At 67.7% G+C, this 18,932-nt stretch carries 18 protein-coding genes, 1 tRNA gene and 4 pseudogenes; 6 read left to right on the plus strand and 17 right to left on the minus strand.

Annotated elements, in window-relative coordinates; translation table 11 throughout:
• From P8A20_RS37320 to P8A20_RS37355, 7 genes and pseudogenes are all read right to left on the minus strand, one after another.
• Positions 1–399 (minus strand): hypothetical protein, encoded by a 399-nt coding sequence (locus tag P8A20_RS37320; RefSeq protein ID WP_306105280.1) that lies wholly within the window; start codon positions 397–399, stop codon positions 1–3.
• A complete protein-coding gene (locus P8A20_RS37325; protein WP_306105281.1) occupies positions 396–1,253 on the minus strand; it encodes a ParB N-terminal domain-containing protein in 858 nt (285 codons plus the stop codon). The genes P8A20_RS37320 and P8A20_RS37325 overlap by 4 nt, the downstream gene beginning before the upstream one ends.
• The gene (locus P8A20_RS37330) at positions 1,250–1,801 is read right to left on the minus strand and encodes a GNAT-like putative antirestriction protein (protein ID WP_371934450.1); all 552 of its coding nucleotides are present in this window, start codon (positions 1,799–1,801) and stop codon (positions 1,250–1,252) included. Before P8A20_RS37330 ends, P8A20_RS37325 begins: the two co-directional genes overlap by 4 nt.
• A pseudogene (locus P8A20_RS38865) lies at positions 1,802–2,602 on the minus strand (putative antirestriction adenine methyltransferase); the annotation flags it as partial.
• 140 nt (positions 2,603–2,742) lie between these two features.
• Positions 2,743–2,813, minus strand: a tRNA-Gly gene (locus P8A20_RS37345).
• A 103-nt stretch (positions 2,814–2,916) separates the two neighbouring features.
• On the minus strand, positions 2,917–3,486 hold the full coding sequence (locus P8A20_RS37350; protein ID WP_306105285.1) for a hypothetical protein: 570 nt from the start codon (positions 3,484–3,486) through the stop codon (positions 2,917–2,919).
• Positions 3,483–3,812, minus strand: coding sequence for a PadR family transcriptional regulator (locus P8A20_RS37355; protein ID WP_327436616.1), 330 nt, complete (start codon positions 3,810–3,812; stop codon positions 3,483–3,485). Before P8A20_RS37355 ends, P8A20_RS37350 begins: the two co-directional genes overlap by 4 nt.
• 155 nt (positions 3,813–3,967) lie before the next feature.
• Here P8A20_RS37355 and P8A20_RS37360 point away from each other — a divergent pair, with 155 nt between their 5' ends.
• Positions 3,968–4,186, plus strand: coding sequence for a hypothetical protein (locus P8A20_RS37360; RefSeq protein ID WP_306105286.1), 219 nt, complete (start codon positions 3,968–3,970; stop codon positions 4,184–4,186).
• 177 nt (positions 4,187–4,363) lie between these two features.
• Here the strand turns inward: P8A20_RS37360 and P8A20_RS37365 are convergent, their stop codons facing one another.
• From P8A20_RS37365 to P8A20_RS37380, 4 genes are all read right to left on the minus strand, one after another.
• On the minus strand, positions 4,364–5,467 hold the full coding sequence (locus tag P8A20_RS37365) for a hypothetical protein (RefSeq protein WP_306105287.1): 1,104 nt from the start codon (positions 5,465–5,467) through the stop codon (positions 4,364–4,366).
• Between the two features lie 64 nt (positions 5,468–5,531).
• On the minus strand, positions 5,532–5,816 hold the full coding sequence (locus P8A20_RS37370) for a hypothetical protein (RefSeq protein ID WP_306105288.1): 285 nt from the start codon (positions 5,814–5,816) through the stop codon (positions 5,532–5,534).
• A complete protein-coding gene (locus tag P8A20_RS37375; RefSeq protein WP_306105289.1) occupies positions 5,795–5,977 on the minus strand; it encodes a hypothetical protein in 183 nt (60 codons plus the stop codon). The genes P8A20_RS37370 and P8A20_RS37375 overlap by 22 nt, the downstream gene beginning before the upstream one ends.
• Before the next feature lie 3 nt (positions 5,978–5,980).
• The gene (locus P8A20_RS37380) at positions 5,981–6,322 is read right to left on the minus strand and encodes a hypothetical protein (RefSeq protein ID WP_306105290.1); all 342 of its coding nucleotides are present in this window, start codon (positions 6,320–6,322) and stop codon (positions 5,981–5,983) included.
• A gap of 315 nt (positions 6,323–6,637) precedes the next feature.
• Between P8A20_RS37380 and P8A20_RS37385 the strand changes: the two genes are divergently transcribed.
• The 3 genes and pseudogenes from P8A20_RS37385 to metE all read left to right on the plus strand — a co-directional run.
• A complete protein-coding gene (locus P8A20_RS37385; RefSeq protein ID WP_306105291.1) occupies positions 6,638–7,279 on the plus strand; it encodes an HAD family hydrolase in 642 nt (213 codons plus the stop codon).
• A 55-nt stretch (positions 7,280–7,334) separates the two neighbouring features.
• Entirely contained in the window at positions 7,335–7,865 is a 531-nt protein-coding gene (locus P8A20_RS37390; protein ID WP_306105292.1) for a helix-turn-helix domain-containing protein, read from the plus strand.
• Between the two features lie 155 nt (positions 7,866–8,020).
• Positions 8,021–9,394: pseudogene (metE, locus tag P8A20_RS37395) on the plus strand (5-methyltetrahydropteroyltriglutamate--homocysteine S-methyltransferase); the annotation flags it as partial.
• On the opposite strand, the pseudogene P8A20_RS37400 reads toward metE, so the two are convergent.
• A pseudogene (locus P8A20_RS37400) lies at positions 9,378–9,754 on the minus strand (DJ-1/PfpI family protein); the annotation flags it as partial. The pseudogenes metE and P8A20_RS37400 sit on opposite strands and share 17 nt — an antisense overlap.
• A 630-nt stretch (positions 9,755–10,384) precedes the next feature.
• Here P8A20_RS37400 and P8A20_RS37405 point away from each other — a divergent pair.
• A complete protein-coding gene (locus P8A20_RS37405; RefSeq protein ID WP_306105476.1) occupies positions 10,385–10,555 on the plus strand; it encodes a hypothetical protein in 171 nt (56 codons plus the stop codon).
• Between the two features lie 92 nt (positions 10,556–10,647).
• On the opposite strand, the pseudogene P8A20_RS37410 reads toward P8A20_RS37405, so the two are convergent.
• The 5 genes and pseudogenes from P8A20_RS37410 to P8A20_RS37430 form a co-directional block, all read right to left on the minus strand.
• Positions 10,648–11,000 (minus strand): annotated as a pseudogene (locus tag P8A20_RS37410) (IS701 family transposase); the annotation flags it as partial.
• A 144-nt stretch (positions 11,001–11,144) separates the two neighbouring features.
• Positions 11,145–11,465 (minus strand): hypothetical protein, encoded by a 321-nt coding sequence (locus P8A20_RS37415; protein WP_306105293.1) that lies wholly within the window; start codon positions 11,463–11,465, stop codon positions 11,145–11,147.
• Positions 11,466–11,482: 17 nt separating this feature from the next.
• A complete protein-coding gene (locus tag P8A20_RS37420; RefSeq protein ID WP_306105294.1) occupies positions 11,483–16,159 on the minus strand; it encodes a putative T7SS-secreted protein in 4,677 nt (1,558 codons plus the stop codon).
• Positions 16,159–16,806, minus strand: a complete 648-nt coding sequence (locus P8A20_RS37425) for a hypothetical protein (protein WP_306105295.1) — start codon at positions 16,804–16,806, stop codon at positions 16,159–16,161. Before P8A20_RS37425 ends, P8A20_RS37420 begins: the two co-directional genes overlap by 1 nt.
• On the minus strand, positions 16,803–17,312 hold the full coding sequence (locus P8A20_RS37430) for an SseB family protein (protein WP_306105296.1): 510 nt from the start codon (positions 17,310–17,312) through the stop codon (positions 16,803–16,805). Before P8A20_RS37430 ends, P8A20_RS37425 begins: the two co-directional genes overlap by 4 nt.
• A gap of 1,092 nt (positions 17,313–18,404) precedes the next feature.
• Here P8A20_RS37430 and P8A20_RS37435 point away from each other — a divergent pair.
• Positions 18,405–18,914 (plus strand): hypothetical protein, encoded by a 510-nt coding sequence (locus tag P8A20_RS37435; protein ID WP_306105297.1) that lies wholly within the window; start codon positions 18,405–18,407, stop codon positions 18,912–18,914.
• Positions 18,915–18,932 lie beyond the last annotated feature (18 nt).

Here is an 18,932-nt window from a genome sequence, read left to right on the forward strand (position 1 = left end):
CTACGACTTTCTCGCGAAGTTGCCGGTGTCGGCCTCGGTGAGGAGGCCGAGTTTGACCAGGCGTTTCAGCTTGGCGCGGGTGCCTTCGATGTTCTTCGGCAGCAGTTCGTGGCCGAGGGCTTCGCAGACGTTCTTGGCCCGTAGCGGTCCGGTCGTCTGATTGAAGGCGTCGAGGATGCGGGGGTAGTCCGGGTGTTCGGGCAGCTCCGGCGAGGATGCGGGGAGCCGGTCGGCGAGACCGGTCACGGTCTTGCGGGTGATCGCGAGGTGCTCCAGGTGCGTCTCGGCCTCCCGCAGCCGGGTCTGCAGGTCGTCGATCTGTGCGCGGAGCTCGTCGGCCAGGGCCAGGGCGGCGTCTTTCTGGAGGTCCAGGGCTTCGAGCAGGGGCTGGAGGTTCACGCTGCCACCGTCTGCATCGCGCGCCTGGTGGGGGCGTTCACGCCGGTGAGGCGTCGGGTCATGACGTGGGTCATCACCCAGTAGACGCGGGAGGCGGAGGAGGAGGACCGGTGCTCGTAGTCGCGGACCAGGCGCCGGTGCAGTATCAGGATGCCGTAGGTCTGCTCGACTCTCCATCGCTTCGGCTGCGGCACGAACCCCTTGACCTGTGGGTCGCGTTCGACGATCTCGACATTGATGCCCAGGCCGGCGCCGTGCAGAACGACCTGGTTCTTGAAGCCCTGGTCGGCCCAGCTCTCGTTCTGGCCGAGGCGTGCCTCCTCGAACGCGGTGCGAGCGGCTTCCAGCTCGGCGGGCAGGAAGATCAGGCTCACGGTCGCGAAGTCCAGGTTCGCCTCGGAGAGCCCTTCGGGGCTGACTTCGGCGAGGAGCTTGAGCTGGTCGTCGTCCAGGCCGGAGTAGGCCCGCCAGTCGACGTCGTCCAGCTCCTCGTAGAGCTGCTTGATGGTCGCTGGGTCGTCCTCGCCCGCGATGGCGTTGTGCAACAGCTGGATCGCGACGAGCTGCTGCCGGGTCAACGCCTCCTCGATCAGCATGCAGTCGATCTCGCCCAGGCCCGCGTCGATGGACGCCATGGTGCGGTGGTTCCCGGAGAGGACGAGTTCGCGGCCCTCGTCGTACTCGCCGCCCGCGTAGATCAGCGGGGTCGAGGTGAGGCACCCGTCGCGGCGGACGTTCTCCACCAGCCGGTCGTACTCCTCCTGCCGCATGAAGCGGGCGTTGACCTCCAGCCTGGTGAGCTGGCGGGGGTCTCGGCGTACGAGGCGGGGCCGGAACAGGGGGGTGTCGGTCATCGCATGTCCTTACCGTGCTTGGTCTTCCACAGGTCGAGGGCTCCGGCAAGGTCGTAGGAGCCGAGTGGGCCGCCGTACTGGAGCTGGTAGCGGTGGATCCCGTCGCCCTGGTCCTTCGGGGTGGTCTCGGTGCGCTTCTGGAGCTTCATGCCGGGGATGCCGCAGCCGTACTTCTCGCTGCTGGGCCGGTCGGTGAACGCGGTGGTCGTCCAGCCGGTGATCCGCTTCGACAGCGATCGTTGGATGAGGAGCTGCGCTTCCTTCGTGGAGGCGGCCATCACGATCAGCTTGGCCAGGCGCCGGTACTTCGTCCACGAGACCGGGAAGTCGCTCATGAGGTAGGCGGTGTTCGGGTCGAACTTCAGCGGGAGGTACGCGAACGCGCCGATCAGGCGCCCGTCGACCGCGACACCACAGGCGATGAGCGGGCTGCCCGGCTTGATCGTCTTGCTCATGAACTGGGATCGGATCGCGGCGAACTGGCCGCCCGTCAGGTTGTGCAGGCTCATCCGGTCGCCGAGGGCGTCGTCCTTTCCGATCTTCGGCATCGGGATGGCCTCGGTGGGCTGCCGGGGGCGCACGATGCGCCGGGGCCCGGCCGCCGCGTGCACGTAGATCGGTAGGTCGCGGTTCGCGGTCTGGACGACGCCGGCGAGCCGGTTGGGCAGCTCGGGGCGCTCCATGTGCAGGCCCAGCACCCAATTGGGCCGGTCCTGGACCTGCTCGATGATCCGTTACTTGCCCGCCTCGTCGAGCTCGCCGAACGTCGGATCAGGCCAGTTGAAAGCGGCGTCCAGCGGTGCGAACTGGCTGGTGTAGTCCCCGGAGTAGAACGGCGGGAACATCACGAGGGGAGCCTCGGACGGAACCTGGTCGAGGTAGTCACGGACGTCGCCGGCGAAGAAGCTCCCGAGGCGGGTCTCCAGGCCGCGCAGCTTCGTGGCGGTCTTCTCGTGCATCCTCGGCCACTGCTCTTGGGTCGCGGCGAGCGTCCGCCGGTAGTACACGCCGTCCTTCCCGATGTACTGGAGGAACCGCGTTCCGAGCATCAGCGTGGCCATCAGGTCCGCCCGGTCCTCCCGATACGGGTGGAGCCAGCCCAGTTCCTCTTCGTGGTCCTCGCGCAGGGTGAACTCCAGTGGGTCACTTGCGAGGTACCAGCCCAGCGCTCAGCTGTATGCCTGGATGTCGTTGCCGTGGACCGGCCGGGAGCTGCCGAACTTCTCGTGCAGCACCCGCTTGATCGTCATGTTCCCGGAGCAGCCGACGTAGATGTCGGACTCGGGCCAGGTGCCCGCGTGCTCGTAGATGATCGACCGGAGAGGCGCGGGAATCGAGCCGTGGAACATGAGCCGCTCCTTGGGGGACCTGCCGAGATGGGCGGCGATGGTAGCCGACCCGGCGGGCCCCTCCCTGGGACATCCGCGCAGGCCAGGGCGATACGGCGAAGCCCCCGGCCGGGCGGGTGCCGGCCGGGGGCTTCGGGTTGAGCGCCAGCCTGGATTTGAACCAGGACCTCCCACCCGGAAGGCGGGTGTGCTGCGTTTGCACTACTGGCGCGTGCGGTCAACTGCACGACGCGATGAAACAGCTGATCGCAATTCGTAACACTACACTCACTCACCGACACCATCGGCCGATGCGCTCGTGCCACTTCCCGGCCTCACGCCTTCGAGCGGCCGAATACCCTGCTGAGCAGGAGCGCGAGGCCCGCCCTGGGGGCCCGGAGCAACACTCGGAAAGCGAAGGCGGCGGCCTCCTGCCTGTCCAAGGCGTATATCTCGGCGGCCCACTCCTCGCGGTAGCGGTCTCGCTGCCCCGCCGGCAGGAAGATGACCGCGAGGGCGAGATTCCGTTCAGCGACACGGAGCGCCGGGTCCGAAGCGGCAGACCGCCCTCCCCCCTTGGCCATCCTCCGCTTATCAAGCCACTTCGCGAGCGGCTCGGTGATGTTGAGGATTGGCGGCCGAGGACCCTTGGGCACTGCACTGGCCTCCGTCGCCGTCCATTTGATTTTGAGCGGCTTCCCATCGGCATCGAGCACAGCCTCCACCGAGCCGTCCTCCTTATAGACGACGACGTGAGAGTCGGGAGGCAGCCTCAGGTTCTCCGTGGAGGTCGCGCGCATCGACCGGAAAGCCTCCGCGTATGTCCGTCGAGCCATGAAGGCGAACCAGAGAGCGCTCAGGCTAGTCAACGCCGTGAGCAGCGTCATAACCATGGAGACGTTCACGCTTCCCCTCCGCCGGGGCGCAGCACGAGGGAGCGGCGACGCTTACGGCCGTCAGCCTTCGCGAGGGCCAAGGGCGCGGCCTGGGCGCCCTTCTCGCTGAGTCGGTAGTACCGGCGCTTCGGTCGCCCCTCCACAGAGATGTCGATCTCCTCCCATCGACTTTCGAGCCACCCGCACTGCTCCAAGCGGATCAGGATGGGGTAGATCGTTCCACCCGGCAGGTCTGCGGCGTCAGCGATCTGTAGTCCGTAGTGCTCCTCGGCCGGGTGCTTGAGCAGCGCGTACAACACCGCCCGAGTCGCCATCGTCATTCTCGGTTCACCCATGCATCTACCCTACTTCTTATGCCACCTAGCTGGGTAGAGATAAGCCAAGGCTAGGTAGAGCTAGACACAGCCTCCTAGGTAGAGATAGACATGAGGCCCAGCGGTTGAGCGGCCGAGTCGCGTGAGGCGACCGGCCCCGTCGAGATAGGCACCTCATGATCAGTTGGGCCCTCGTGGCTTTGCTCTGCGGTATCGGATTGCTTCTCGCGGTCATAGTCGGTGGCGTCGCCGCCGCCCTCCCCGACCCGGCCGCCCCTCACTGGTCGGATCGTTGCCGCCGGGGCGCCAAGGCGTTCGCGGCCACGCTGACGCTACTCATCGCGCTGGCGGGCGTGATCATCCTTCTCGTCAAGGCGGTCCAGGGCCTCTCGTAACCGCCTCCCTTCGGGGGGAGAGAAGTGGGGCGTCAGCCGTGAAGGGGCTTGACCGGCTCTGTGGCCTCCTCGTTCAGCGCTCTTGGGGGGGCAGTGAGCGCGAGGCGAGTGAAGGCTTAGAACTGCGAGTGGGGCCGCGACCGGGTATCGGTCGCGGCCCCACTCGGTGCTTGGCGGCTACTGCTGGGGTTCGGGGAGGGTCAGGTCGTACGTGTCGTCGTACGCACCAGGGTTCGTCCACCCGGCCTGCTCAAGGGCCGTCTCGTCCGCGCCGAATGACAAGGCGTCACGCATGGCGTCCTCGATGTCTTCGACGGCGTCTTCGGGGAGGCCGGTCGGGCTGGCGGGGGCGTACCAGAGGGTGCGGCGCTCGGCGTCGAGGACCGCGCGCAGGTTGCCGTTGGTGACGTCGATGGTGAGGGCTGCCGCGGCGGGCATGGACTTGCGGACGACGTGGGCGGCGTAGGCGGCCGTTGCCGTGGCCGTGAGGGATGCGCAGCGGGCGCGTTCCGCTTCGCCGATCCGGTCCGCGCGCATGGAGTCGAGGGCGCCCTCTACCAAGTCGTCGCCCTGGCCGTCGTCGCCCTGGTCACCGTCGGCCGGGGCGCCCGGGGACTGCGGGCAGACCTCCCAGACGGCCATCTCCTCGCGGACGTGGTCCAGGGCTTCGGTCTCGTGCTCGAAGTAGTCCACGTCGACGTCGTGGGCGCACCGGATGTAGAGGACGCCGACCTTCAGGGTCCGGAGCTCGCCCCCTGCACCGGCGGGGATGACGTAGGCACCGCCGCGCCGGGGGTCGGTCACGTGGTAGTTGGCCGGGTGCCCGAAGTCGGTCGCCTCGATCCGCACCAGGTGGGCGATGGCCTGGGAGAAGAGGACGAGGGTGACGCTGTCGGTGACCTCGACCGCGTACGGCGGGACGGTCTCCAGGCCGCACGCGTGTCGCATGTTGGCCATGTCGGCCGCGCGGTAGCGGCGCTTGCGTGCGATCGCGTGGAAGGACAGGCCTGCCGCTTCCCGGCGGGTGGGGCCGACGCCCCAGACGTTGCGGTCGCCGTTGACGTCGCGGGCTTCCCACTCGCCGTGCTTGCGGTAGACCGCCATCTCCATGTCGGTGACGTTGGTGTGCGCGGGGGTGTCCTCCGGGAAGCTGCCGGGGACGGCGAAGAGGCTGGCGGTCCGGCCGAAGGGCAGGTGCTCGGCGAAACGCCCCTTGTTGTACCCGGTGAACTGGATCTGATCAGCGTTGGCGGTCGTGGTGGTACTGCCCTTCCGTTGCATTACGGGTGGTGGTGGAGGGGAGGCGCCGGGCGGGCCAGTGCGGGGCCCGCCCGGCGCCCGCTGGTCAGAACAGGGCCTTCTCCAGGCGGACCGGGCACAGGCCATCGGGGGTCACGGTGCGGGGCTGGTGGGGCTCGGCGTCACCGTCGGGGGTGCAGTGGGCGCAGCCGTACGGGTGGTGCCAGTGCCCGGTCAGGACCGCCAGGGCCTCGTCCAGGGAGGCGACTCCGACCACGCGGACGCCCGCGGTGGCCGCATCCTCCAGGGCGCGGCTGGGGACGAGGACGGTCGTCGCACCGTCGGCCGCGATCCTGCTGACCGTGGTCGTCAGGTCGTACGGGACGCGCACCGCACCGTCGAGACCGAGCTCGCCGCCCCGGCGCGGCAGTCGGCGGGGAGCTGGCCGACTGCCGCGAGGACCGAGCAGGCGATCGCAAGGTCCAGCCCGCTGGTCCCGACGCTGCTCCCGCCCTTGCTGATCACGGTGAGGCGGACCAGGACGTTCACCATCGGTCAGTCCAGGCCGCTGTTGATGACCTCTGCGCGCGCCCTATCCCTGGTCTCGTTCGGGGACCGGACAGGCAGGCCGTCCACGTTGAAGGCGGGCAGTCCGGGCACGGTGCTGGCGAGGACCTGGTAGCCGCTGTCGTGGGTGGCCGAGAGAGTGTCCGCGCGGCCGAACGGCTCGGGCTCGTAGGTGGCTGGTTGGGCGGGGACGTCCGCCTCGTAGTTGCCGAGCTGACTGTCGGCGTCCAGGCCATACGAGCCGATCCCGGACTGTGCGCACAACTCGTTGACGAGGCGGTAGACAACCTCGCGGGCGCTGGTGGCGTGCTCGGTGTGGACCGAGCCCATCGCGTCGACGCCGATCTCACGGTCTGCCCGTCCGCCCGCCGGTGCGTCGGTTCACCTGCGCTCGAGCGGAGGTGAGCCGTTGATCACGACGGCGCTCGTCGAGGAAAGGCGCGAGCGGGTGTCGACGCTGGAACGGCTGCTGCGTCTGGCGATGCGGATCATCCGACGGGCGCACCGTCGGCTGTGCGCAGCTAGTTGCCGTCCGAGGAGGTGCCGGCCGAGCTCGTCCGGTACTCGATCGAATGATGCTGCGCCCCTGTCTGGTCACGTGGCCGGGCAGGGGCGCTTTCGTCATGCCCCGATACCCTTTTCGGCATGATTCGAGCAGTGATCTTCGACGTCGGTGAAACCCTCACCCGCGATGACCGTTACTGGGCGTCCTGGGCCGACTGGCTCGATGTCCCCCGACACACCGTGTCCGCGCTCGTCGGCGCAGTTGTCGCCCAAGGCCGCGACAACGCCGACGCGCTACGACTCCTGCGACCCGGCATCGATGTCGCCGCCGAGTACGCGGCACGCGAGGCGGCCGGCCGCGGCGAGCACCTCGACGAGAGCGATCTCTACCCGGACGTGCGCCCCGCCCTCGCGGAGCTCCGCAGCTGCGGGCTGCGCGTCGTCATCGCCGGGAACCAGACCGCCCGCGCGGGCCAGTTGCTGCGCGCTCTCGACCTTCCGGCCGACGTGATCGGGACTTCTGGTGAGTGGGGCGTGGCCAAACCCGATCCTGCGTTCTTTCGCCGGGCAGTCGAGGCAGGGCAGGCGGCACCCGAGGAGACGGTCTACGTCGGCGACCACCCTGCCAACGACGTAGGCCCTGCCTCGGCGACCGGACTCCGCACGGCGCACCTTCGGCGCGGGCCGTGGGGGCATCTGTGGGCCGACAGCCCCGATGTCCTCGAAAACGCCGACTGGCGGATCGCCGCCCTGACCGACCTGCCGACCCTGCTCACCCAGTAGACCTCGAGTCGCGACACTGCGTGTCCGAAGCGCGGATCCTTTGTACGGTGCTCACATGCCCACCACCATGCGCGGGGTGGGGCAGCGCATCGCCACCATCCGTCGAGCACGCCGGATGACGCAGGCCGACCTCGCCCGCGCCGCCTATGTCTCCCTCGCCACCATCAAGGGCATCGAGCGCGGTGCCCGCTCACCGTCCGACGACACCCTCGACTCGATCGCCGCGGCGCTCGCCGTCGACCCGAGTCACATCGTCGTCGGCAGCACCCGCACCGACAGCCGCGTACACGCCGCCCTGCCCGGAATCTCCGCAGCGATCGCCGCATACGACGTCCCCACCGACGACGCCGCCCGCCCCCTCGACGAGCTCGGCGAGGACTCGGCCGGCTCGTGCAATGGCGGCTCGCCGCGCAGTACGCCCGCATCGCCGAGCAGGCGCCGCACCTCCTCACCGCGGCGCTCACCGCGTTTCACCACAGCACCAGCACCGACCGGCTGCGCGCCGCGCGCCTGCTCGCCACCACGACCCGCTCAGCGGACGCCGTGGCGTTCAAGTTCGGTGCACGTGATCTCTCGGCCCGACTGATCGAGCTGATGCGGTGGGCCGCGGACAGAACCGAGGACCCCATCACGCAGGCGACCGCCGCGTACGTGCGCACTGAGGCGTTCTTCGCCGCCCGAGCTCACACCGCCGGCCTGCGCGCCCTCGAACAGGCCCTCGACGCCTGCCCGTCCCCGGTCAGCCCCGCCGAAGGGCTGGCACTGGACTTCACCGAGTCCGGCGCCGGCACCCTTCAGGAACTCGCCGCCGTTGGCGGCCTGCCTGGCAAGCGCCTGGTGGCGGGCGTCGTCAACGGCCGCAACATCTGGATCAACGACTACGAGAAGTCCCTCGCCACGCTCGGCACCCTCCTCGGGCTCGCCGACCGCGTCGACGTCTCCGCCTCCTGTTCCCTGCTGCATGTCCCGCTGGACGCCGCCGCCGAGCAGGACATCGATCCGCAGATCGCCCGCTGGCTCGCCTTCGCCAGGCAGAAGATCACGGAGATCGCGGTCCTGGCCCGCGGGCTGGCCGCCGCCATCGCAGCCGAGCTCGCCGCCAACAAGGCTGACTTGGCGCCCCGTTCGGGCTCCGCACTGACCAAGGACCCCGCCGTCCGGTCCCGTACCGTGGCGATCACCGACGCGGACGGACGGCGTACACAGTCGTACGCGGAGCGGACCGACCGCCGCTCAGCGCGCACACCTCGGTCTGCCCCTGCTGCCGATGACCACGATCGGTTCGTTCCCCAAGACCACCGAGCTGCGCACCGCTCAGGCGGACCTGCGAGCCGGACGGATCGAAACCGACGGCTACGAGGAGCGGATCAAGGACGAGATCCGCGAGGTGATCTCCTTCCAGGAGAAGGTCGGCCTCGACGTCCTGGTGCACGGTGAGCCCGAACGCAACGACATGGTGCAGTACTTCGCCGAGCAGCTCACCGGCTACCTCGCCACGCAGCACGGCTGGGTCCAGTCCTACGGCACCCGCTACGTCCGGCCGCCCGTCCTGGCCGGGGACATCTCACGCCCCGAACCGATGACGGTGCGCTGGACGACGTACGCGCAGTCGCTGACCGAACGTCCCGTCAAGGGCATGCTCACCGGGCCGGTTACGATGCTCGCCTGGTCCTTCGTCCGTGACGACCAGCCGCTCGGCGACACGGCCCGCCAGGTCGCCCTCGCCCTGCGCGACGAAGTGAACGATCTGAAGAACGCAGGCACTTCGGTCATCCAGGTCGATGAACCGGCCCGCCGCGAGACTCTTCCCCTCCGCGGCGCGGACCACGCCGCCTACCTTGCCTGGGCCACCGAGTCCTTCCGCCTCACCACCGGCGGCGTGCGACCGGACACCCAGATCCACACCCACATGTGCTACGCCGAGTTCGGCGACATCGTCCAGGCCATCGACGACCTCGACGCGATGTCATCAGCCTGGAGGCCGCCCGCTCGCACATGCAGGTCGCACGTGAGCTGGCCGAACACGGGTACCCGCGCGAGGCCGGCCCCGGCGTCTACGACATCCACTCGCCCCGCATCCCGAGCACCGAAGAGGCAGCGGCCGGGGCGCGTACTCGATGAGGAGTTGCACGGCCCGGGCCACGTCGTCTCCCGCGATCAGGCCGGCCAGGGTCAGGGCCAGTCGATCCCCGCCGAGACGCCCGCCCCGGTCGCGTGGTGACCGTCGACAACGACGCGCTCGTTCACCGGCGTCACGCCGAACTCGGTGAGCTGCTCCAGGGCACCCCGGTGGCTCGTCGCCCGGCGGCCGGTGAGGAGCCCGGCGGCGGCGAGGATCAGGGAGCCCGTGCACACGGACGTCATCCACGTGGACGGCCGGTCGACGCTCGGCAGCCAGGCACGCAGGGGGCCGTCGGACATCTGGTCCGCCTGTCCCGGACCGCCGCCGACGAGCACGACGCCCGGCTCGGGCACCGTGACCCACTGGGACTTTTCTGGGACTTTCGGCTTCATCATCCGGCACGAGCATGAAACAGCTGAAAGACCATTCTCCCAGGTCAGCGACCGCATCCCTCACATCGTCGCAGGTCACCGCACCGGCTGGTCTCTTCCGGGACAACTGACCATCGGGAGCCGGCAGCTCCGCGCAGAGCGTCGCACTCCCTCGGCGCCCCATCGATATACGCCACCCCGAGAGGACCTGACTTGCCCAATGGGTCGCCTGATGCTCCATCAGAACGAGCGCCAAGATGCCTCGGAGGGCGTCGTTTCAGCGTCAAGATATCGCCCGTAACGCCCACAGTACGCATAACGCACACCACTCAAACCCGCAGGTCAGACGGCCTTTGCGACCGGTTCAAGGATGGCAACGCACTCCACATGGTGCGTCATCGGGAACACGTCAGCAAGGCGAGTGCCGACATAAGCACAGGTCAACGCTGGTTTCGGCAACCTTGATCAGCCTGGCGAACACTCTAGAGCGTCAAACGAGCGTCACGACCAGACCCATCAGCGTCCCATCGGGCCGACCGGGCGGACAGCGACCACAGCCTCCTCGTCGGCCTCCGTCGCGCCTGACTGCAGACAACCGTCGGCAGGTCCAACATGGTTCTGGCATCACAGGATGAGCGAGAGCAGGGCATCGACGCGGCGCCGGTCCTCGCGCTGGGCACACAGGGCCTGATGGGCCTCCCGGAGCTGGGCCGGGGCGACAGGCCCACGATCCTGCACCCCTTCGAGCAGTGGATCGGTGGATCAGGTCCAGGCAGGAATTGATCAGCCTGCAGGTGGCCAGGGACGGCGGGGCGGGGCCGGTAGCAGCATAGGCGATGTCAGATGGCGCGCGGGATCGGTGAGGCTCCTTATACGCCCAGCCCGACCGCCTGGCAGCGCGCGGGTCGGGAGCCCAGGAGTGCGGAACGCGAACTCCCGGCCCACCGCCGCGTGCCCGCGGGCGCTGGCGTAGACGAGGTAGCCGGCGACCTCGGAGTCTCGATCCGGCCGATACTCGACGACGTATTCGCGCACCTCATCGCGCACCGCATCGGCGTCCCAGGATGTCCGGCACAACAGATGCTGCATGCCGTGCGGGTCTTCTCTCCGGCCACTCCGTGATCGTCCAGCAATTCCTTCGCGGCAGGTCCGACAACATTCCGGTACCAACCGCCCGGCCCGCAAGCTGGGGATCGACCCGGGCAAACCGGCCCGGGATGCGACCCATGGCCACCTCCCGCCAACGGCCGGTGACCTACTCAAACGCTTCTTCTCACCGGGCCATGGATCCCACATTCCCTCGCCTCGGACACAGCAGTAGCCCGACCACACCACCCAGTCCCGCTGACCAGCTCGTCCCCCGGGGCCCTACTCAGCTTTCAAGCAAGTCGTTAATGTACTCGCGGAGTTCAGGTGTCGCCTCCCCGAGTCGGATATCCCGCAACTGTGCTACATGGTCAACGCCGACATGGCCGGTTGACATCAATTCGAGGATGGCGTGGAGCTCGGCCTCCAGGGTCGAGTTTTCCTTCTCGGAGGCCGCAGCCGCCGCCAGCAGCGTAGCCAACGACGAAGCCTGAGCGGGCGAATAGGAACTCAAGTGATCGGTAACTTCGTCGGCCGCGCGTTCACGCACCGCCGATTCCGTGTCCAAGACCTTGCGCGCCACGTCGATGAATTCACAGGGTTCCATGTGCTCAACCTACTTGCTCAATATGGAAGTGGATACTGACTCGGCCAGGGGATATGCGTACCGTTGGCCGCATCCGGATCGTAATGCGGACTATTCGGGTTGTGGACTTGCCGATGGTACAAAACCCCTGCTTCGTCCTGGTATTTGCCACCGATCACTACCCGATAGACGTCTCCATTCGCCGCATTCGAGCCCGCCGGGGCGGTCCCGTCCTTGTCATGAACTCGGAGCCGAGCTGTGTTTCCCGTCTCAGGGTCTTTCCACTTGTACTCGACTCCCTTTTGCGCACCACCGTTGGCGTCCGGTGTGAGTACTCGCATTTCGGCGTCACCAGGAACGATATCAAGTGGGTTGTGATTCCTCAGGTCCCAGCCGCCGTCCTTGATACGAGGGGGGCAGGGAGCGAGACCGAGCGGATCGACCCATGCATGCGGGTTGAGCACATATGCGACGGGATTGGGTGAGGGCTCCAGGCCGAGCGGGTCCGAGGTCAGGTACCGGGCTGTCGCGGGGTCGTAGTGACGGAAGTAGTTGTAATGCAAGCCCGTTTCGGGGTCGTAGTACTGCCCTGGGAAGCGTAGCGGCGTGTAGGTGGTGCTGTTCGCGGCCCAGGTGGTCATGCCCCAGAGCGTGCTCCGTGTGCGCCACGCGATCCGGCCCTCACCGTCGACGAGTTCGCTGGGTGTGCCCGTCAGATCCGTGACGATGGCGAAGAAGCGCGAGTCGATCTCTTCCTGCGGGGCATCGGCGGCGGCGATGCGCTCTCTCTGAGCCAGGGGCTGCAGGCCCTGGTGGTCCCATGTAAGAGTGACCGGGTGGGGCAGCTCGGTGGACGTGGTGGTTTGCTCACACAAGGCCGTTTCGTCCCAGGTGAACACCACCCGTTCGACGACGGTTTCCCCTTCTTCCGCCAGGCGGAGTTTCGCGGTGCGACGCCCCAGTGGGTCGTAGGTGTAACGCCAGCGGGTGCCCTCTGGGGTGACGACCGAGGTGAGGCGGTCCTCGGCGTCCCACTCATAGCGCCAGGTGTCCGGTTTGCGGGACAGTCGGGTCTTCTGCCTGAGGGTGATGCGGCCGAGGTTGTCGTGTTCGTAGCGGACATCGCCCGCACGGGTGATTCGGGTTCCAACGTAGGTGCGAGCGCCTACTGCCTCCTGGCCGGGGTGGTCCGGCGGCCAGGTTGCCTGGATTTGGTTGTTGGCCTCATCGTAGGCGTAGGTCTCAGTCCAGTTGGCTGCGTGGACCGCCGTCACCCGGCCGATCGCGTCGAGGTCGAAGCGGCGGGAGCCTGAGAGATGGTCGAGGGTGCTGAGGAGATGACCGTCAGCGCGGTAGGTGTACGCGCGCTGTTGAACCAGGCTGCCGTCCACCCTTGCCATCGCCTGGGTGGTCAGGCGGCCCAGGGTGTCGAAGGTGTGCTCCAGAGTCAGCGTCTCACCGATGTGGCGGGTCACCTCGCGGCCGGCCTCGTCGTAGGCGAAGTCTATGGCCCAGCCAGAGGCCAGCATGCCGGTGCGGCGTCCGGCTGCGTCGTATGACCAGGTCGTTGATGCGCCGGACGGTGTCCTACGGCCCGTACGACGCCCCAGCTCGTCGTACCAGTAGGCCATGACGCGGCCGTCGATCGCCTCCTCGCGCACTCGGCCGAATCGATCCCGCAGCACCGTGAGTGTGTTGCCGCTTGGTCCGGTGGCCTGCGCTACTTGGTCGGTCAGGTCGTAGGCGTAGGTGGTGACCTCACCAGCCGCGTCCTTACGGACTACCTGGCCCAGTTCGTTCCGCTCGAGCCGCACCATCTGGCCCAGGGCGTTGGTGCGAGAAACCAGCCTGCCCATGGCGTCGCGGGTGTAGGTCAGAGAGCGGTTGTCGAAGTCGGTCTCGGATGACAGGCGTCCGGCCGCGTCATACCTATAACTCCATGTCAGACCCTGCGCATTGATAACCTTAGTCAGCCGCAGTGCGGTGTCGTGCTCGAACTCGTGGCGAACCCCGTCCGCGTCGGTGCGGGCAGCGAGCAGATCGAAGTGGGTGTACTCGAATTGGCGGACCGCACCCGTGGGATTGGTATGGCTGGTGCAGTTACCCTCACCGTCATACGTCCACGACTCGCTCGCGCCGTCCGGCGCTGTACGGCGGGACAGCCGGCCTTCCACGGTCCATTCCAGGTGGATCGTGGCACCGGTCGGGTCGGTGATGGTGGTGGGACAGCCGGAGGCATCGCGTTCGTAGCGGGTCACCGCGCCCAGCGGATCGGCGACCGCCGAGGGCAGGCCGATCCGGTCGCAGACCACGCGGATGGTGTGGCCGAGCGGCTTGGTCACGAGTGTCAGGTTTCCGGCCTCGTCGTACGCGAAGCGACTGGTCAAGCCGGCGGAATCGGTTACCGAAGTGCGGTTTCCGCGCTCGTCATACGTTTGTCGGGTGATCGTCCCGTCCGCACCCTTGACGCGCACCGGTAGCCCGAGGGCGTTGTATTCGGCGGTCGTTTCTCGCCCGTCCGGTCGGACCACCGATATGAGACGGCCGTGCTCGTCGTATGTGGCCTGGATGACGTGGCCGAGCGGGTCCGTGACGGACAGCAGTCGGTCGTAGCGGTCGTGCTCGAAGCGGGTGACCGCACCCAGAGGGTCGATCTCGGCGACGACCTGGGCGCGGTCGTTGATCACATACTGGGTGGTGTGGCCCATGCCGTCAGTCATGGACGTCATGCGCAGACCGGTCTCAGGGTCTGTGCCGTCCCAGGTGAAGCGGGCTTCGAGGTGGCCGTTCGTGCCGGCCTGGTAGATGCAGCGGTCGTGTTCGTCGTAGACGTATTCGTACCGGCTGCCGTTGGTGTCGGTCCAGGCGGTGATGCGGCCCAGTTCGTCGCAGTCGAAGCGCATGGGCTTGCCCGATGAGTTGGTGACCGTGGTGAGGTGGCCGTCGGTGTAGCCGTAGCGGAGGATTTCCTGGTCGGTGCCGTCGGGGCCGGCGCCCGCCAGGTGCAGGGTGGTGACCCTGCCTTCGGCGGTGGTGAGTTTCAGGTGGTAGCCGCCGTGGTGCACGATCGAGGTCGGGGCACCTGCCTCGTCGTGCTCGAAGGCGATCCAGCGGCCGTTGCGGTCGTCGATCTGGGCCAGGAGCGCCAGTTCTCCCGTGGGCTGGTCGACGAAGTGCCGGACCTGGCCGGTTTCCGGGTCGGTGACGGTGTAGCCGTCGGCCACCCGGTCCAGGGGCCAGCGCCGGCCGTGCGTGGGCATGACGGGAACACCGGGTGCGGGGTGCGGGTAGGCGAGCAGGCTTCCCTCGTTGCAGCTGAAGACCACGCCTTCCGCGTCGATCTCCAGCCGCTGGTCGACGGTGCTGGACCAGCCGGTGCCGAACCAGCGGCCGGCCCGGTGCGAGGAGTCGAAGACACGCTCGAAGACCAGGGGCAAAGACCCGGGCAGCACGATGTCGGTCTGCGGGAGCAGCATGCGCCCGGTCGCGACGTCGATGGGATCCCCGGCGCACTTGACCTTGCTGCACTGCTGCCCGTGGGAGTCAGGATTGTCTTCGTGTCCTCGGCGGTTGGGACTCTTGGGGCGTTCGGCGAGGTCTTTCATCCCGGCCCGTAGGCCGCCCTTGATCAGGCCCCCGCCCTTGGTACCGATGAGTTCGGGCACGAGTCGGCCGAGGAATTCGGAGGGGTCTCCCTTGGCCGCGTCCCAGGCGTTCTTCAGCGCGCGGTCGGGGTTGGCGACGGTGGAGGTGAGGCCGGCGAGCGTCATGTTGACGCCCTTGTAGTACTCGGCCGGGTGCGTCAGGTTGTACGGATCCTGCGGGTTGACCGACCGGACGAAGTTCACCAGCCCCGCGGTGCCCTTGATGACACCACCGCCGAAGTGCGCCAGCTCCATACCCTGGCCGACCCCGTAGTCGAACAGCTCCTGCTTTGCCCGGTCCATCCCGGTCGGTTCCTTCGGAGCGTGCGCCATCGCGGCCGTGATCGCACCCTTCGCGGCCTCGCCTGCGTCGTCACGCGCCCGCCGGGCCCGCTGGAGGATCTCCTGCGCGTGCCGGCGCTTGGCCGCGCCCGGGTCGGAGAACGTCCCCGGATGCGGAAGCGGATGGTCGGTGTTGCGGACCGCGTTGTACGCCTCCGCCTTCTCCTTGAACGCGGCCGCCGCGGTCTCGTAGTCCTGCTTGCCCTCCTTGTACAGGGCAATCGCCTCACCGGCCTTGGCCTGCGCGCTGGTCACCACCCCGGCGAACGTCTCCAGCGCCTTGGCCGCGTCCTCGAACGCATCCGCCGCCCGCAACCAGTCGGTCGGCAACGTCTGGAACTTGGCCCGGAACGCGTCGGCGGCCTCGCCCTTCCAGTGACCGGAGTCGAGCTTCTTCATCCCGCCACCGACGAGATCGAACGCCTTCTGAAAATCCCGGAGGTTCTTCACCGCCGCACTGATCTTCTCCGGCCGCCCATGGATCAGCTCGTCGGCTTCCTCGGTCTGGCCGAGCTGCTGCTCCCCGACCTCCGCGCCCAAGGAGGAGGCGGTCTCATCGCCCCAGTCCTCGACCTTGTCCGCCCACTCATCGGCACCGACCTTCTCCAGGCCCGAGCCGAGCACATCGGTGCCCTTGTCGATCCCGGTACCGAGGATCTCCTTGCCCTTGTCGACCACATCGCCGGCACCGTCGTACAGGTCACCGACAAACTTCCCCAAGTCCCCCATCAGCGACTCTCCCCCCACCGCGGCTGCTCAGCCTGATCGATCGTCTCCTGCGACGGATCGAGCTGATCTCTCATCCGCTCGTCCGCCGCGTCCCGTACCTCCGGGTCCATCAGCCCGTTGCGCTCCATCGAGTCGAGGGCGGCGTCCTCCACGTCGTAGGCGGTGTCCTTCCAGGTCTGCTTGACCTCGGCGTGAGCCGCATCCCACGACTCGCGGCTGTAGTCCGGGTTGTCGTACGCGGACTGGGTGCTGACCGTGTCCCAGCTCATCGCCTTGACCTCGTCCTCGGACGCATGCGGATTCCCGTTCAGAGAGTTCACACCGATCTTGATCGAGTCCTTGACGTATTGCTCCTGCTCCGCATACGAACCCGCCGACAGGCCCACGCCGAGAGCGAAGCCGTTCCCCTTCTGCGTCAGGGCCCGCACACCCCACTCCCAGCGGTCGCAGAACGTCTCGAACTCCGACGTCAGCCCGCCATGCCCCAACTCCAGTCCCGACAGAGCAAGATCAGAGAAACCCCGGCCCGTCGACGCCTGGCCGATGAACCCGAGTTCCTTCAGCTCCGCATGCGCCAGGTCGATGCCCTTCGCGATCTCCGCCAACGCCTCCGGCGGCACCTGCAGATCTGCGTTCTCCCCGCTCACTGCGTCCCCCCGAGATCCACCGCGACCACGTCCGGCACGATGCCCGCCACCGGCGGGAACAACATCCCGCCATCCGTACTGCCCGCGTCCAGCGCCACTCCGGCCGGACCCGGCAGCAACGGCACCATCACATCCAGCAACCGCGCACCCAGAACGGTCCGATACGTCCACTCCCGCCCGGCGCCCCCGCGAGCCAGCGCGAACCGGGCCAGCGCCTCCCCATCCGAGAACGCACAGATCCAGCGCACACCGTTCTGCTCCGCCGACCACAGAGCACCGGTCTCATCCAGCGGCACCAACACCGCCGTACGCCGGAACTCACCCAGCAACACGGCGAACTCATGTCGAGCCGCCGCCATCAGATGATCATCTGGTGGCGCGACAGGGCCCGGCACCTGCGCCTCATACGGTGCGAGTGGCGCCTCGGGAGCAGGCCAGTTGACCAAGTCGGCGATCTTCGAACGCTGGGCAGGCGGCTCCGCAACATCATCCCCGTTATCGAACACCTACCGAATGCTGTCACGGCACGCTTCCCAAGAGCAACGAACAAAAGCAGCCAGACCATCACGGTGCCACCCCGGCACAGCTCCAAGCCAGTCAGCAACGGCCCGCAAAGCCAGGGAACTGAACCTGCCCAGCATGGTCAGAGGTACCGAGATCGCCCCGTGATCGCCCCAGTGACCAGAGCAATGCGACTGGTCCAGGGTTCCGAGGCAAGCGTCATCCGAGCGTCAAGAAGCTCCGAACGCGAACCTGAAGGCGCCGCCTATGCGGGCGTCTCCCCCATGAATGCGCAGGTCAGCCAGCCTGCGAGGATCGATCCGTCCGCTCGACCCGCTGCATGGAGGGAAACAGGTCGAGCGACCCACCTGGACCACAAAACCGCAGGTCAGGCACCCTTGTCAGTAGGCTCCAGAATCGCCACGCACTCAACGTGCGAAGTCATCGAAAAGATGTCGGCCTGGACGCAGGTAAGAAAGCAGCAGGTCAGAGGTGCTTTGGGGTCTCGCATGAGGGCCGCCGGGCGCCCGGAGCGTCAAATGAGCGTCACTGTCCTACGTCAGTTCGGCATCGGCAATCTGGCGCGTCACGGCTACCCGTAGTACGCAGCGCCTCCCGTGGGACGGAGCCTTACGGCTGATCAAAATCTGCTGACGAGGCCAGTCCGGACCTGGGAGGCTTGTCCCGCCTGTTGCACGCCGTCCGGGGACGGAGCCACCCACTAGCCGGGGGCGCCTTGAGGGTTTCGTTCGCCCGCCGAAACTGGGCGTTCTCGGCCTTGAGCCACCCGCGCAAAAGCGGAGCGGACCATGAATACTCAAGAGCTGGCGAACCCTCGCTACGAGGTACGACAAACGGTTCCTACGTCTTCCAAGACACCGTCACCGTGGCCACCATACGGCTCTGGTTTCGCCCTCCCCGCCTTCACACCGACGCCGCCCACGGCCGTACGAACTATTGGGGTGGCGTAGGCGCGGCACCGGTGCACCCATCGGTGCGTGGTGCCGCGGAGTTGCCGTGCGGAGGTCGCGCAGCCGATAGCGTGACTGTCCGAGTCGTCGCCCGCTGTGAGCAACGGGTATGGGAGGGAGTCGCACGTGCAGGTATCGACGCTGAGTCTTTGGGGCGCGTGGGCGTTCGGGGTCGTCATCGGCTGGATCGCGTACCGCACACTGCGGCGGACCACAGACGGGCCGCGCATCGCCGATCTCGTCACCGTGATCGCTGCCCTGGGCGGTGGCACCGTCGTCAGTACGCAGTTCGCCGAACCAGATCTCTTCGCCATGTACGGCATCGGGCTCATGGTCGGCTTCTTCGCCTACTTGATCACCGGTTCCCTAACGGACCGCGCGGCACGCAAGACCGATCAGCGGGCTCTCGCCCAGGCTCCCGTCCCGCAGCAGGGTCAGGAGCCGCAGCCGCCCCGGACCCCCGGCGAGCCGACGCCGCAGGTAACCGCCGGAGCGACGCAGCAGGCCCCTGGTGAGCCGACGCCGCAGCCCACCAGCGCCCCGGCGCCCCAGGCCCCTGACCCGGTGCCGCAGATCGCAGCCGGTCCTCGCACCGGGCACTGGATGGGTGACAAGCCGGAGCGGAGAGGGCGGTAAGTCGAATTACCGCAAGTT

Source organism: Streptomyces sp. Alt3 (genome assembly GCF_030719215.1).
GTDB lineage: Bacteria > Actinomycetota > Actinomycetes > Streptomycetales > Streptomycetaceae > Streptomyces > Streptomyces glycanivorans.